Raw genomic sequence first — 14,451 nt, 5'->3', positions numbered from 1 at the left:
CACTCCTCAACAGGGGATCGAGCGGGCGTTCGTTGCTGCGTCCCGGATCGCTTTGATGTTGGCCGCGTAGTGAGCAGGCGTGCCGCCTTTGAATACCGCAGAACCGGCGACGAGTGCGTTGGCGCCTGCTTCGACAATCTTGCCGGTTGTTTCCGGTGTTACGCCGCCATCAACCTCGATGTCGATCGGGCGGTTTCCGATCATCTGTTTGACGCGGCGGACCTTCTCCACCACGGCAGGAATGAAAGCCTGGCCGCCGAAGCCTGGATTGACGGTCATCAGCAGAATGAGGTCGAGGCGGTCGAGAACGTACTCGATCGTGCTTTCAGGTGTCGACGGATTGAGCGAGACGCCCGCGCGTTTTCCGAGAGCCTTGATTGCTTGCAGCGAGCGGTCGAGATGGGTGTCGGCTTCAACGTGCACCGTGATGATGTCCGCACCGGCTTCCGCGAACGCTTCGATATAGGGAACGGCCGGGTCGATCATCAAATGGCAATCGAAGACCTTGGGCGAGGCGTTGCGGATGGCTTTGATAATGGGAGGGCCAAAGGTGATGTTGGGCACGAAATGGCCGTCCATGACATCGAGATGGATCCAGTCAGCCCCAGCGGCATCAATGTCGCGAACCTCTTCGCCCAGACGGGCGAAGTCGGACGATAAAATCGAGGGGGCTATGACGATTGGACGGGTGGCGGCCATGTATCTGAATCCCGGATGACTTTGCTGCCTGCTTCATAGCCCCCGACACGCTTACCTGCCACCCCTTATCGGGCAGGAATTTCGGAGGGGGCCGATTTGTGACGGCCGCTGATGACAATAAAGACGCCGACGACGCCGAGTAATATGAGCGGGATCAATTTCCAGTCGTAGTTCGGGACGGCAAGGATGCCGAACCCTGCGGCCAATGCTTCGAGCGCCAGTGCGCTAAACGGTGTCAAGGCACTGGTTCCCAGGAAGCTTTCTGTGCCGATTTTTACCACGGAGGAGAAGGTTAAATACGTCATGGCGATGAATACAGGCGCGCCGCAGAAAAGGGCCAGGGCAAGCGTTGGCACGTGCCAGAAGGCGGCGGGTTCAGGTGTCATCGGGTTGGCTGGGAGAATGCCATAGACGACCAGAAAGACCGAACAGATCAACGCTGTCGCTGCGATCAGCGTTGTCGCCAGCACGACCAAGCCTGTGACACGCAGTTTTTCGCGTACCGTTTCCGCGCGCCGGTTCCAGGGATGAAATTCGCTGGCGAATGTTTTTATTGAGACGACAAGTGCGCAGGCGAGTGCAAGTAACGTTGCGGAAAATATGCGCGCATTGTCCAAGCCCCAGAGGATCGGGATAACGGCGACAATAATTATGGCCGCACCGAACCAAATGCGGTTCGTCATGGTGCGAGAAAAAAACAGCCAGCCGATCACAAGCGACACGGGCACAGCCAAGCGCAAAGCGAGGCTAGCTTCGGCGGGTGTTAGGATACCCAGCAGGAGGAAATATAGGGCTTCGAGGCCGACGGTGGCGGTGCCGAACACCCAGCTCTGACGCGTCAGGATGACATCGCCTGCGTCTTTGCCCCACCCCGTGATCGCCAGCATTCCGGCAGCCGAGGCGGCCATCGTGTAGAAGATGAAGACAGACATATGCGCGCCGGCGGCCTGGGCAATTGCATAGAGTACGGTCAACGCGGAGATCGCGATGACGAACAGGGCCGCTTCGAGCCATCCGTTCAAACCGCCGTGCGTTTTATCCCGCCAGCGTATGTTCACGGGTGGATCCTCGTCATGCTGTTTCGGAGATTAGCCGGGCAAAATGAACCGTGGTGTCGCCATATGTACGTTCGTCGATAAGTTCGAAGGCAGATGGCAGATCGACTGTTACGCCTGCGCGTTCTTCAAGGACGATGATTGCGCCGGGAGAGAGCCAACCTCCCTCATGAAGGGCTGTGAGTGCGGCTTCGCCGAGTTTTTTGTCGTAGGGCGGGTCAAGGAAGGCGTAGGCGTAGCTGTCCCGCGTTGCGGCTGGGCCAAGCCGGGTGGCGTCACGCCGGAAGATGCGGGTTATGCCTTGCAGTCCGAAGGCTTCGATGTTTCTGCGAATAAGCCCGCGGGCATCGGCGTTGTCTTCGACGAAAAGCGCATAAGAAGCGCCGCGTGAAAGGGCTTCCACCCCAAGTGCTCCCGTGCCGGCGAAGAGGTCGATGACACGTGCGCCCTCCAATGGAGGGCCTTCGATGCCGTGCGTGAGAATGTTGAATACGGACTCGCGGACGCGATCCGAGGTGGGGCGCGTGCCTCCGTGCTGAGGAGCAACCAAAGTGCGCCCTTTGAGACGCCCGCCTACGATACGCATGGCGTCCCCCTTGAGGGTAGGCCATTCATTCCGACTGGCCTTTTGGTTTCGCTGCTTTGCCCTCGGGTTTATGGCCTCGGCCGACGCGGTCAGGGTCAGGTGCTGCGAGGCCCAGTTCCTTTGTCAATTTCGCGCCAAGCTGGTCGGCGAGGACGCGTCGCTTCACGGGTTCGGTGGTTCCGGGAGCAAGGTCGAGCAACTGGAACGGTCCGTAGGACACACGGATCAGGCGGTTTACATCGAGCGAAAGGCTTGAGAGGATTTTGCGCACTTCGCGATTTTTGCCTTCGCGCAGGCCAAGTGTGAGCCAGACGTTGGCACCCTGCGTTGAATCGAGCGTCGCTTCGACTGGGCCATAGCGAACCCCCTCGATTTCCACGCCGTCTTTCAGTTTGTCGAGGTCGGCTTGTGTTACGCGACCGTGCGCGCGTGCGCGATAGCGGCGTAACCAGCCCGTGGACGGTAATTCGAGATGGCGGGCCAGCGCGCCGTCGTTGGTCAAAAGCAGCAAGCCCTCCGTATTGAAGTCTAGACGGCCGATGGAGACAACACGCGGCAACTCAGGCGGAAGACTGTCAAATACTGTAGGACGGCCTTCCGGATCGCGATGCGTCGTGACGAGACCTTTCGGCTTGTGATAGCGCCATAGACGTACGGGCTCGGCGTCCGGTAGTAGGTTGCCGTCAACGACAATCTTATCCAAAGAGGTTACCGTTACGGCGGGGCTGTTTAGCAATTTGCCATTCAGCCGGACACGGCCTTCGGCAATCCAGCGTTCGGCTTCACGCCGCGAGCATAGTCCTGCACGGGCAATCGCCTTGGCGATGCGCATAGGGTCGTTTTGTCCTGCAGCAGGCTCCGGCGCGCGTCCTGGTCCACGCTGTTTCTTGCGGACCGGCGTGCGAGCGGGTTTGGCTGCGGTGGGGCGTTCAGCAGACTTGCGCGTGGTGGATTTTGCCGCGTCCGCGGAGGTTGGTTTTGAACGTGCCTCCGCCTTCACCTTGCGTGCCGGCTTGGCGTGTGTCTGCCGGTCCTTGCTGATAATGTTCGGACGTCGTTTTGTAGGCGCCTTAGGCATTTGCGATTTCTGTTCGAATTGAAGGACGCGCTGTTATGACATCGATGCGGGGCAGCCGCCACATGGAACGCGCATTGGCGGAGGCCAACGCTGCGGCTCAGCGTGGAGAAGTTCCCGTGGGAGCCGTTGTCGCTGCACCGGATGGTACGTTTTTGAGTGCGGCAGGTAACCGTATCCGCGAACTTGCTGATCCTACGGCCCATGCTGAGATCCTCGCGATTCGCGCCGCATGCGAGGCCTTTGGTTCAGAACGGCTCCTAGGCTGCGACCTTTACGTCACGTTAGAGCCGTGCGCCATGTGTGCTGGAGCGATCTCCCTTGCCCGTATCCGGCGGCTTTATTTCGGAGCGGGCGATCCGAAAGGAGGCGGTGTGGAGCATGGTGCCCGGGTGTTTGCTCAGGCTACGTGCAACCACGCGCCGGAAGTATATGGTGGGCTTGACGAAGAGCGCACGGGGGCACTTCTACGCGATTTTTTTGCTGCGCGGAGATGATGCCGGGCCTTGACGCTAGCGGCGACCCAGGAGCCGTTCGGCTAGGCGGGCCCGCCTAGCGGGTTCGGGTTCTTCCAATTTAGGTTGGGGCTCAGGGTCAGGTTCGCTGACGTCGGCGGGTTCAGCAAAAAGAATGCGCTCAAGCTGTTGGCGAAGTCTCGCTTTGGCGGGCGCTGCGGCCTCAAGAACTTTGTCCAGTTTATGAAATTCGAGTACGTGGAAGTTGCCGACTTCGACATCGATCAGAATATCTGGCTTCCGGGTTCGCACTTTCTCGCGAACGATGGATTGCTGTAGAATTTGCAGGGATGTGACGATCGCCTCGAAGGCGCTGGGCTTGCCCTCACTCGCGACCCGACCGGCCCCCGTTACGTTGATTGCGATCGTGATATCTGTGTCTTCTGCGAGGACATCGAAGGGGAGCGGGTTGACGAGGCCGCCATCCAGCAGAATGGCACCGTCGATTTCGACCGGCGTGAACAGGCCGGGGAGCGCCATACTTGCCGCGACCGCCTGCAAGAGTGGTCCTTCCGATAAAACCATCTGTTTTTGTTCGCTGAATTCCGATGCGATCACCTTCAATGGGATCTCGAGCGACGCAAAGTCTGCCGCCGTTCGTGGCGGCATGATCAGGTCGAGCAATGCTTCCGCGTTGAAGATTGAGGATCGCAGTTGGAATACATTCATGAAGCGCTGGAGAGGCTCCTGGCGCGCGCTGAAAGCCTGGCGAAGGATCTCTAGCCGGCTTTTCAGGATTTCCTCCGTATGGGCGCGGATCTGCGCTGCGGTGTAGCCGGAGGCGTATGCCGCGCCGAAGATGGCGCCGATGGAGGTTCCGGCAATGAGCTGGGGGCGTAACCCCATCTCGTCGAAGACTTCCAACATAAGAATGTGCGCCAAACCTCGCGCGCCGCCGCCACCGAGCGCCAGCCCAATGCGCGGTGCGCGCGTCAGATCCCTGCTACTGAGAGAGGTTGTCACTTTGCTGCCGGTCTCATCGGGTGTCGGAACGTCATGACATTACTTTCTCGCACGATGGCGAGATGATGGTAGCTGCGCGGTTCATCAAGCCTCTGTGTCCGAAGTTTCACGCGCCAAAGAGCGCCAGCCGATATCTGATCGGCAGAAGCCGCCCGGCCAGTCGATGCAACTCACGGCTTCATAGGCTCTATCGTGTGCTTCGCGGACGGTTTTGCCGACGGCCGTGACATTAAGAACGCGTCCGCCGTTGGCGAGGATGCGCCCGGTGTCGTCACGGGCGGTGCCAGCGTGAAATACGGTCACACCATCGATTGCAGAAGCGGCATCAATGCCTTTGATCTCGCTGCCTTTTTCTGGAGTTCCGGGATAGCCGTTGGCGGCCAGGACGACCGTGAGGGCAACCGTGTCATGCCAGCGCAGATCGAAACGATCGAGGACGCCGTCTGCTGAGGCGATGAGAGCCGGAAGGAGATCGGATGTGAGCCGGGGCATTAAAACCTGCGCCTCGGGATCGCCAAAGCGGACATTGTATTCGATGAGTTTGGGACCTTCGTCCGTGATCATAAGCCCTGCGAATAGGACGCCCTTGAAGGGTGTTCCACGTCGGGCCATTTCCGCGACCGTCGGCTTGATGATCTCATCCATGGTGCGCGTGATGAGTTCATCCGTCATGACAGGAGCGGGGGAATACGCCCCCATGCCGCCGGTGTTAGGGCCTTGGTCGCCCTCTCCCACGCGTTTGTGGTCTTGGGCGGTCGCGAGGGCGAGGACGTGTTCGCCGTCAACGAGGGCGAAAAAGCTCGCTTCTTCGCCGGTGAGGAATTCCTCGATGACGACTTCGGCTCCGCTGGCGTTTCCTGTGAACAGGCTGTCGATTGCCGAGAGAGCTTCGGCCTGGGTCTGCGCGATGATGACGCCTTTGCCTGCGGCCAGGCCGTCAGCTTTGACAACGATGGGGACAGGTTGTTGTGCTGCGTAAGCTTTTGCGTCGTCAGCACTATCAAAGCGGGCATAAGCGGCTGTCGGGATGCCGATGGCCCGGCAAAGGTCTTTTGTGAAGCCTTTGGAGCCTTCAAGCTGGGCGGCGGCGGCGGACGGGCCAAAGCACTTAATGCCGGCGGCTGTCAGCGTATCGGTCAATCCGGCAACGAGCGGCACTTCGGGACCGACGACAACGAGGTCTATTGCTTTGTCCTTACAGAAGGTAACGACGGCCTCATGATCGTCGACCTTCAGATCAACGCACTGCGCGACATCTGCTATTCCGGCGTTGCCTGGAGCGCAATACAATGTGTCGAGCAGGGGGCTTGCTGATAGCGCCCATGCGAGGGCGTGTTCGCGGCCACCACCGCCGATGAGTAGGACGTTCATGTTCGTTGCGGGCCCTTAGTTTTTCACTTTTTCAGGATCGCTGTAGGTTCACGTCATGTGTTACCGAGCGTCTGCTGCCATTATTCAATGATGTATCATCGCTGATGCAGTTAACAAACCGGGACTGATTCGTGACCGAAACCCTGTCAGATAAGCGCTTAGGGGCGGGTAATGCGCCGGAGTTTTCCGTGTCCGAGTTGTCGGGCGCGATCAAAAGGTCGCTGGAAGACGAGTTTGAGCACGTGCGCGTGCGCGGAGAATTGGGCCGCATTTCCCGCCCGGCATCCGGCCATTTGTATCTCGACCTTAAGGATGATCGCGCCGTAATCGCTGGCGTCATGTGGAAAGGCGTTGCGCAAAGGTTAGCGATCAAGCCGGAACAGGGCATGGAGGTGATCGCTGTTGGGCGTGTGACGACGTTTCCCGGCCAGAGCAAGTATCAGCTTGTTATCGAGAGCTTGGAGCCGGCCGGTGTGGGCGCGCTCATGGCTTTGCTGGAAGCGCGGAAAAAGCAGTTCGCTGAGGAAGGACTGTTTGACGAGGCCCGTAAGGTGCCGCTGCCGTTCCTGCCACGCATCGTTGGTATCGTCACAAGTCCGTCTGGTGCTGTTATCCGTGACATGTTGCATGGCTTCGATGAGCGGTTTCCGACCCGCGCCATTGTGTGGCCGGTTCGGGTTCAGGGCGAAGGGTGCGCGCCGGAAGTCGCTGCCGCGATCCGTGGGTTTAATCAGCTGAAAGCAGGTGGGCCGGTACCACGGCCCGACGTGATCATCGTCGCGCGGGGTGGCGGCAGTCTTGAAGACTTGTGGGGCTTTAACGAGGAAATCGTCGTGCGGGCCGTGGCCGACAGTGCGCTGCCGGTTATCTCGGCGGTCGGGCATGAGACAGACTGGACCCTGATTGACCTTGCCGCGGATGCGCGGGCTCCTACGCCCACGAAGGCTGCGGAATGGGCTGTACCAAAGTTCGGCGATCTCGTGCAGCGGACGGCAGAATACGGGCTCCGTGCGCAGCATACGGTCCGCCGTTGCGTTGAGAGTGCACGGGCGCATTTGCGCGCGGCGGCACGTGGGTTGCCGCGCCGCGAGAACCTTCTTTTGTCGGCGCGACAGCAGTTCGACGATGTGGAGCGTCGCTTGGGTCGCGGATTGATCTCCAACACCAGCCTGCATGCGATGCGCCACGCCCGGATCTCCGGAAGGCTGGTGCCGCGCCTCGTCGAAATGCGGATTGCCCGAGATCGCGAACGATTGGCGCAGTGTGACAATCGCGCGCGTCATGCGCTTTTGCGTACGGCTGGCCAGAGGCGTACGCGGCTTGAAAGCGTCGGCGGGCGTTTGCGTCCTTCGGCATTGCGCAGCCGATTAACGCGTGGGCAAGAGATCTTTGTGGGGGTTGTCGCCCGCAGTCATGCTGCGTTCGCGAATGCGGTCGTTAACCGTCGTCGGATGCTCGATTCACAGGGGAAGCTTTTAAATACGCTTAGTTACCAAGGGGTTCTGGCGCGTGGTTTTGCGCTGGTGCGTGATGCAAAAGGTAAAACTTTGCGTAAAGCGGCCCAGATTGTGCCGCAGCAGAGCATCGAGATCGAGTTTGCCGATGGACGAGTTATGGCAAACGTAACAGGGGGTCCAGGGCAAGGGGATAAGCCTGCGCCGTCGAAAGTCTCTGAGATGACGATTGAGAAACCGAAGGACGAGCGCCGGCCGTCACGCGCGGCTCGCAAATCTGATCAGGGAAGCCTATTCTAGCAATTCGTCGAGGGGGTTCCCAAGTTAGCCCTCACGCGAAAAACATGACCAGCACTGGGTCCTGAAGTGGTGCTTGCGCGAAAGGGACGACTTGACGGGTGTCCGACAACGGGCAATCAATCTGAGGCTTCGGCACCATTGCCGGGCAGGGAGTTCCAATGAACCGGTTTGAGAAGTTTTTCGGCCCGCGGGATGAGGCGAAGGTCAAGTATCAGGGCGGTGACTTTCAGGTCACTTCGCCGGGTGATTTTGTGCGTTGCGCTATAACTGGGCAGCCGATTGCTCTCAATGAGCTGCGGTACTGGAGTGTTGAGCTTCAGGAAGCCTATGCTTCTCCCGAGATTTCTTTCCGTCGCTATCTGGAAGTCAACGGCAAGGTCTGAGGGCGCCCCGGACATGATTGCTTTATGCGGGCAGTTTACTGTCTGCGATGACGGCTTCGAGCAGCGCCCTCATGCGAGACAGATCGTTTTCCTTAAACTGTAGTCGGATGGGTAGTGGACGCGCTGACTGCCGTAGGCGGGCTATTGCCGAGTTCCCTTCTGGGGTCATCCGGACCAGATCTTTTTCGGTTGTCACCAACTGAGCGCCGCTTGCCTTAGCTTGCGCGAGCAATTTTTCCGCTTCGCTGTCAGTGAAAGTGTGATGGTCGCGATACGCCAACTTGGCGAGTACGGTTGCGCCCAATCTTTCTAGGAGCGAGAAAAAACGGTGCGGGTTTGCGATGCCCGCGAACGCGATGACGGGGGTGTCGGCTAGCCAGGAAATATCTCCCGCAGGTTCGGGTTCGGCAACGAGCACGGGGCCTAGGAAGCGGTGGCGCAAGCGGTCAAGAACTCCGGTTCCGGTATTTGACTGCCGATCGTCGTCGTGGGGCGGCTGTGATCCGTTCACGATCACAGCGTCGGTCATTGCGTATTGGAATTGGAGAGGTGCGCGTAGAGGCCCGGCCGGAATAACCCGACCGTTGCCGATGCCGCGCGCGCCATCCACGATCGCAAGGCGCAGGTCTTTTTCCAACGATGGGTTCTGCAGACCATCGTCCATGATGATGACCGTGGGACGCGGCTCACGTGTGAGGATGGCGCGTGCTCCGGCAGGCCGATCCCGGCAGATCATGGTTGGAGCTGAGCTGGCCAGCAGCAGGGGTTCATCGCCTACGTCGATGGCGGAATGCCGGTGAGGGTCCACCCATTCCGGGCCCGCAATGCGGCCAGCGTAACCGCGTGATAAGAACGCTGGGCGTTCGCCAAGTTGTGTCAGGAGTTCAGCCAGCAAGAGCGACATGGGCGTTTTGCCTGTGCCGCCAGCCGTGAAATTTCCGACGCAGATAACAGGGAGCTCGGAGCGGAAGGGTTGCGTTTTTTTGAAGCGCCGTTCGGCGGCCCAGCCGTAAATCCCTGCAACTGGTTCGAGCGCGTTTGCCCGCCAGTCGCTCGTTTGATTGCCATACCACCATGAAGGTTCCTCAAGAGGCACGCTTCATTCCTTCCTGGTCGGGGAGGTAGTGGAGTAATGCCGCGATGGTCTGGTCTAGGGCGCCTGATAACGTTCCGATGGCCAGATCGGCGTTCGCGCGCATGGTATTCAACTTGGCATCGTCGTGCATGAGTTCGGCTACGGCCGCAGCGAGTTCTTCGGAGGAACGCACTTCGCGCATCGCGTCGTGGCGCTTTAGCGCGTCATAGGCGTCGCGGAAATTGTGCCAGCTCGGGCCGGTGAGAACTGCTGCGTGATGACGGACGGCTTCAATCGGATTTTGCCCACCTTTGTCTACAAGCGAACCGCCGATGAAGGCGATCGGTGCGAGAGCATAAAGCGTGCCCAGTTCGCCGATCGTATCGGCGATATAAACATCTGTTCGCGTGTCCGGCAGCTTATTCTCGGAGCGTTGGGTGACGTTCAGGCCGTTCATTTTCAGCGCTTCGGCTATCGCTGTTCCACGTTCAGGATGGCGTGGGGCCAGCAATGTCAGGAAGCCCTCGAATTCATTGGCCAATCGGCGATGTGCTTCGCCGATGATTTCTTCTTCGCCTTCGTGGGTGCTGGTTGCGACATAGCCGCGGCGGCTGTTGACGGCTGCGGCAAGGGCGTCGAACGCGGCCTGATCTATTGGTGGTGGCGGTGCATCGATTTTCAGATTGCCGATCGAGCGGACGCGGCGTGCGCCGAGCTCCGAATACCAGCGCGCGAATTTGTCGTTCTGAGTGAGGACGAGATCGAATCGCGTGAAGAGCGCTGCTGCCATACTGGTATTGCGTCGCCAGCGCTTGAAGCTGCGATTGGACATACGCGCATTGACGAGGACGAGAGGAATTTCCCGGGCGTGTGCCTCCAAAATCAAATTCGGCCAAATTTCTGATTCCGTGAGTACAGCGACGTCCGGTTGCCATCGCTCTAGGAAACGGCGCGCATATTCTGGTGAGTCGAGCGGGAGGAATTGATGGAACGCGTTTGGTCCCAACCTTTGCGCCGCCAACCGTGCCGACGTCAGGGTGCCTGTGGTCAGTAGACAGCGTACGTCAGGGCGTAACGCTGTGAGGGTATCGACGACAGGCAGGATCGCATTGGTTTCGCCAACACTTGCCGCGTGGATCCACACTAAAGGACCTTCCGGCCGCGCTAGGTTCGATTGTCCGAAGCGCTCGTTGCGGCGTGTTGGGTCTTCTTTGCCCTTGTTTTCCCGGAACCGAAGAATGAGCGGTGCTACCGGCTGGATTATGCGTGTCGCGACCCGATACGACTTGAGTCGAAAACCGGCAGGGACCGGAGGTGTTGAAGGATCCGCTGCGCCGGGGGGGGTGGCGCGTGCAGGATCAGCTCCGGCCAATTCGTAGGCGCGTGCTGTTGCGTTATTGAGAGCCGTCTCCAGCCGTTGCCGTAGCTGTTCCATTTGCTCAGGGCTGGCATCGTCCGGAACGTAAATTGGGTCGCCCAATACGTAGCCAAATGTGGAGTACGGCAGATTGATAGTCATTCGGCTCCATGTGTCGAGGGCATGGTAGCGGGATGTGGCGGCCGCAATGGGGAGGATCGGGCGACCGGAAAGGCGTGCGAGCGTGATAATCCCCTGACCGCAGCGGCGCGCGGGGCCCGGTGGAACGTCGGCCGTCATTACGATGTTGGTATTGTCTGCGAGGGCCTTGAGGGAGGCTCTCAGGGCATGGGCTCCGCCGCGGTCTTTGCGGCGGTCCCCCGCGCCGGCGCCGCGGATCAGCTGATGCCCGAGGCGGCTCATAGCTTCGCCAACCAATTCTGCGTCACCGTGGCGCGCGACCATTGCGGCAAAACGCAGCTCTTTGGGGGCCGGGCTGGCCAGCATCATGAATTGCCCGTGCCAACAAGCCATAATTGCTGGATGGAGGGCACGCATGCGTTCTTGGAGGTCGGGAGGCTCGCCCACAAATGTCGAAGTTTGCTCAACAAGCCTTATGGTTCGGGCGATTATTCTGCCGCCCGCACGTCCCAGGGTTGTTTTCAATTTCGGCGAAAGTGCCATTAACCTGCTTGTCTTAGCTTGAGCGGAGTTGACAAACTCGTCGAGGTTGGCGGAGCGAAGACCCTTGCAGTCGCATCCTATAGCGCATAATACCGGCTGGTTAGCAATCGATGTTGCGTCGCAAAGCCTTTATATGATGCGGCTCAGTATTACACGTGTTCGGTGCAAGCGGGGTTAGGTCCAGTCTTAGGATTGGGGCGGCGTGCCGGTGGTGGGCGTGCACCTGTGACTTTCTACAGGTGATCTGCTCTAATACCGGACGCGGTGGCTGACAATCGGGTTCTTTCGGAAGGCAACATGGCAGGGTTGGCCAAACGTGCGAAACGCGCGGTCAAGCGCGTCACGATGGCTTGGCGCCACGGACTTATCGATCATTCTCCCGAATGGTTGCGCCGCCGGTTTGGCGCGCACGCGTCCTATCTCGATATGTTATTCATCGATCACGGCATTTTTCGCCTGATCTATTTGAACATGCATCGCTTGTCTCCCGAGGCATGGCGCAGTGCGCAGCCTGCTCCGCACGATTTCCGGCGTTTCAAGCGGATGGGCATCAAAACCGTCGTGAACTTGCGCGGGGAGCGTGTTTGCGGCAGCTTTTGGCATGAACGCAAGCAATGTGAAGAGCTTGGGCTCAATCTCGTGAACTTTACGATTCGTTCGCGGGCCGCACCCTCCCGTGAGGATATTCTCGCTGCCCGGGAGATGTTCGAAACAATCGAATATCCGATGGTCATGCATTGCAAATCAGGCGCGGACCGTGCGGGCCTCATGAGCGTCCTCTACAAGCATGTTCGCGGGCATCAGCCGATCGATGAGGCGCTGAAGCAGTTGTCGCTCAAATATGGACATATCCGCCAAGCAGATACGGGTATTCTCGATATGTTTTTCGAGCGGTATCTTGCGGATACCGCTGAGCGTCCGATGCCCTTCTTCGAGTGGGTCGAGACCGTTTACGACAGCGAAAAGCTTAAGGAATCATACCAGTCTAATCGCTGGGCCAACCGGCTCGTTGACCGCGTGCTCCAGCGTGAATAAGCGGGTATTGGTTTCCTAGCCAGCTGCCGCTGGATCGTCGACCAAGACCGGGTCGGCCACCAACTGGGTTTTTGCGAGCATTGCGTAGGTGCCGTCTTGCGCCATCAGGTCTGTGTGGTTGCCCAGTTCGATGATTTGGCCTTCGTCCATAACGCAAATCAGGTCGGCATTCTGAACGGTCGAGAGCCGATGCGCGATCACCAATGTCGTGCGGTTTGAGGTGAAGTGGGTCAAGGCCTCCTGGACCAGACGTTCTGACTCTGTGTCGAGTGCACTTGTGGCTTCATCGAGCAAAAGGATCGGAGCATTTTTAAGGATGGCGCGGGCCAGAGCGAGACGCTGACGCTGTCCGCCCGAAAGACGTTGTCCGCTTGAACCGATCTGTGTGTCGTAGCCACTGGGCTGAGCGATGATGAAGTCATGGGCGGCAGCGGCCTTGGCGGCAGCGACAATGTCACTGTCGCTCGCATCGAGACGACCTAGCGCGATATTGGCGCGAATGGTGTCGTCGAAGAGGGTGACGTCCTGGCTTACGATGGCGATGTTGTCGCGCAAGGACGCGAGCCGCACCTGCTGAATATCTTGGCCGTCGATAGATATGGTCCCCCCGGTGAGATCGAAGAGGCGGGGGACTAGGTTGATAAGTGTGGATTTCCCCGCACCCGACCGGCCGACAAAAGCGACGGTCGCTCCTGCTGGGATATCGACATTGATGCCGCGGAGGGCGGGCGCGTCAGGGGCGCTGTCGTAGGCGAAAGCAACGTTGTCGAAGCGGATATTTCCGCCAGTTACCTTGAGCGTTGCGGCGTCCGGGAGATCAATGATCTTAGGCTTCTCTTCGAGCAGTCCATAAAGGCTTTCGGCACCCGCCAACCCTTCCTGGATCTTCCCCGACAAATTACCGAGCGAACGGATGGGCTGGGCGGCCATCAGCAACGCCGTGATGAAGCCCATAAAGTCGCCGACTGTCGAAATTCCGCTGGAGATACGCCAATAGGCGAAGGCGATGACCCCAGCGACGGCCAAGCCCCCAAGCGCTTCTAGCATTGGGTCAAGACGGGCGCGATTGCGCAACGCCTTCATGCGAAGTTTGAAGACCTCTTCAAAGCTAGAGTGCACTTTTTCGGATGCATAGTTCTCAAGCCTGAAGGTTTTGATCAGTCGCGATCCCGAAAGTTTCTCGGACAACAAGGATGTCAGATCACCGAGTTGGCTTTGCGTGCGCTTTGCGACCTTGCGAAGACGTTCGGAAATAATGGCGATCGGCAGCGCTGCAATCGGATAAACGCCCAAGACAAACAATGACATCAGCCAGTCGAGATAGAACATCGAGATAACGAGCGCGACGACCATCAAAACGTCGCGCACCGCCGTGTTCACCGTTGCCTGCACGGCTTGTTGTATCATGTTGATATCGTTAGTCAGTCGCGAGAGCAGGTGGCCTGGGGATTCTCGTGAAAGACGAGCAAAATCAGCTTCAATAAGGTGGGTGAACGCCGCCTTTTGAATGTCGGTGCCCATGCGATGGACAATGCGTTGGGTCGATACCGTCTGCAGATACATGAAAATGCTGCGTGCGACGGTAATTGCGATAATGCCCAGAAGGATGGGTAGCAGCGTTCCGGTTTGCTCCTTCATCAAGGTATCGAACGATAGCTTGATGATCATCGGATAGCCTCCGGTGATCGCAGCGAGGCAGGCGGTCAATACAAGGGCATAGAGAAGGCTGCGCCAGCGGGGCCAGACCCAATCGTTGAGAAAGCGTGAGATCAGAAGACGCGAGTTCGCGTCGAAAGCGACCCGTTTGCGCGCCTTCGCTCCCTTCGGAGGCGTGCCGGTGCTGGCCTTGCTCACACGATCTCCTTTCGAGTGCGAACGACTGCGTTCGCAGTAGCGGCG

Annotated in this window: 13 protein-coding genes; 4 read left to right on the top strand and 9 right to left on the bottom strand. The window is 59.0% G+C overall.

Features of this window, described 5'->3' with window-relative positions:
- Positions 1-6: 6 nt before the first annotated feature.
- The 4 genes from rpe to BLS30_RS07245 form a co-directional block, all read right to left on the bottom strand.
- Positions 7-699, bottom strand: a complete 693-nt coding sequence (gene rpe / locus BLS30_RS07260) for a ribulose-phosphate 3-epimerase (protein ID WP_046475476.1) — start codon at positions 697-699, stop codon at positions 7-9.
- Between the two features lie 65 nt (positions 700-764).
- Positions 765-1,757, bottom strand: coding sequence for a hypothetical protein (locus BLS30_RS07255; protein WP_090227750.1), 993 nt, complete (start codon positions 1,755-1,757; stop codon positions 765-767).
- Positions 1,758-1,770: 13 nt separating this feature from the next.
- Positions 1,771-2,340, bottom strand: a complete 570-nt coding sequence (gene rsmD, locus BLS30_RS07250) for a 16S rRNA (guanine(966)-N(2))-methyltransferase RsmD (RefSeq protein ID WP_046475481.1) — start codon at positions 2,338-2,340, stop codon at positions 1,771-1,773.
- 25 nt (positions 2,341-2,365) lie between these two features.
- Complete coding sequence (locus tag BLS30_RS07245; protein WP_090227747.1) at positions 2,366-3,418, bottom strand: pseudouridine synthase; 1,053 nt, start codon at positions 3,416-3,418, stop codon at positions 2,366-2,368.
- Positions 3,419-3,453: 35 nt separating this feature from the next.
- On the opposite strand from BLS30_RS07245, the gene BLS30_RS07240 reads away from it, so the two are divergent.
- Positions 3,454-3,912: a nucleoside deaminase gene (locus BLS30_RS07240; protein ID WP_244512388.1), complete on the top strand. Its 459-nt coding sequence runs from the start codon at positions 3,454-3,456 to the stop codon at positions 3,910-3,912.
- A 15-nt stretch (positions 3,913-3,927) separates the two neighbouring features.
- On the opposite strand, the gene BLS30_RS07235 is transcribed toward BLS30_RS07240, so the two are convergent.
- Together BLS30_RS07235 and purD are read right to left on the bottom strand one after the other, a co-directional pair.
- Positions 3,928-4,893 carry a patatin-like phospholipase family protein gene (locus BLS30_RS07235; protein WP_244512387.1) on the bottom strand — a complete coding sequence of 322 codons (966 nt, stop codon included), beginning with the start codon at positions 4,891-4,893 and terminating at the stop codon, positions 3,928-3,930.
- A gap of 84 nt (positions 4,894-4,977) precedes the next feature.
- Positions 4,978-6,264: a phosphoribosylamine--glycine ligase gene (gene purD, locus BLS30_RS07230; RefSeq protein ID WP_090227745.1), complete on the bottom strand. Its 1,287-nt coding sequence runs from the start codon at positions 6,262-6,264 to the stop codon at positions 4,978-4,980.
- A 131-nt stretch (positions 6,265-6,395) separates the two neighbouring features.
- Between purD and xseA the strand changes: the two genes are divergently transcribed.
- Together xseA and BLS30_RS07220 are read left to right on the top strand one after the other, a co-directional pair.
- Positions 6,396-8,018, top strand: coding sequence for an exodeoxyribonuclease VII large subunit (xseA, locus tag BLS30_RS07225; protein ID WP_090227742.1), 1,623 nt, complete (start codon positions 6,396-6,398; stop codon positions 8,016-8,018).
- 158 nt (positions 8,019-8,176) lie between these two features.
- Positions 8,177-8,401, top strand: a complete 225-nt coding sequence (locus BLS30_RS07220; RefSeq protein WP_046475492.1) for a DUF2093 domain-containing protein — start codon at positions 8,177-8,179, stop codon at positions 8,399-8,401.
- 22 nt (positions 8,402-8,423) lie between these two features.
- Here BLS30_RS07220 and lpxK read toward each other — a convergent pair whose 3' ends face one another.
- Both lpxK and BLS30_RS07210 read right to left on the bottom strand, forming a co-directional pair.
- Positions 8,424-9,497, bottom strand: coding sequence for a tetraacyldisaccharide 4'-kinase (gene lpxK, locus BLS30_RS07215; protein ID WP_090227740.1), 1,074 nt, complete (start codon positions 9,495-9,497; stop codon positions 8,424-8,426).
- On the bottom strand, positions 9,487-11,343 hold the full coding sequence (locus BLS30_RS07210; protein ID WP_244466783.1) for a glycosyltransferase N-terminal domain-containing protein: 1,857 nt from the start codon (positions 11,341-11,343) through the stop codon (positions 9,487-9,489). The genes lpxK and BLS30_RS07210 overlap by 11 nt, the downstream gene beginning before the upstream one ends.
- Before the next feature lie 471 nt (positions 11,344-11,814).
- On the opposite strand from BLS30_RS07210, the gene BLS30_RS07205 reads away from it, so the two are divergent.
- Positions 11,815-12,552 carry a fused DSP-PTPase phosphatase/NAD kinase-like protein gene (locus tag BLS30_RS07205; RefSeq protein WP_076605263.1) on the top strand — a complete coding sequence of 246 codons (738 nt, stop codon included), beginning with the start codon at positions 11,815-11,817 and terminating at the stop codon, positions 12,550-12,552.
- A gap of 15 nt (positions 12,553-12,567) precedes the next feature.
- Here the strand turns inward: BLS30_RS07205 and BLS30_RS07200 are convergent, their stop codons facing one another.
- Positions 12,568-14,406: an ABC transporter ATP-binding protein gene (locus tag BLS30_RS07200; protein WP_090227737.1), complete on the bottom strand. Its 1,839-nt coding sequence runs from the start codon at positions 14,404-14,406 to the stop codon at positions 12,568-12,570.
- Positions 14,407-14,451 lie beyond the last annotated feature (45 nt).

Origin of the sequence: Filomicrobium insigne, from assembly GCF_900104305.1 — a bacterium.
GTDB lineage: Bacteria > Pseudomonadota > Alphaproteobacteria > Rhizobiales > Hyphomicrobiaceae > Filomicrobium > Filomicrobium insigne.
This window is presented reverse-complemented; position numbering and strand designations above follow the sequence as displayed.

Excerpts from the sequence above, each read along its gene's own strand:
- rpe (WP_046475476.1), bottom strand. The coding sequence starts at position 699 with ATGGCCGCCACCCGTCCAATCGTCATAGCCCCCTCGATTTTATCGTCC.
- rsmD (WP_046475481.1), bottom strand. The coding sequence starts at position 2,340 with ATGCGTATCGTAGGCGGGCGTCTCAAAGGGCGCACTTTGGTTGCTCCT.
- BLS30_RS07245 (WP_090227747.1), bottom strand. The coding sequence starts at position 3,418 with ATGCCTAAGGCGCCTACAAAACGACGTCCGAACATTATCAGCAAGGAC.
- BLS30_RS07240 (WP_244512388.1), top strand. The coding sequence starts at position 3,454 with ATGACATCGATGCGGGGCAGCCGCCACATGGAACGCGCATTGGCGGAG.
- purD (WP_090227745.1), bottom strand. The coding sequence starts at position 6,264 with ATGAACGTCCTACTCATCGGCGGTGGTGGCCGCGAACACGCCCTCGCA.
- BLS30_RS07220 (WP_046475492.1), top strand. The coding sequence starts at position 8,177 with ATGAACCGGTTTGAGAAGTTTTTCGGCCCGCGGGATGAGGCGAAGGTC.
- BLS30_RS07210 (WP_244466783.1), bottom strand. The coding sequence starts at position 11,343 with ATGATGCTGGCCAGCCCGGCCCCCAAAGAGCTGCGTTTTGCCGCAATG.
- BLS30_RS07205 (WP_076605263.1), top strand. The coding sequence starts at position 11,815 with ATGGCAGGGTTGGCCAAACGTGCGAAACGCGCGGTCAAGCGCGTCACG.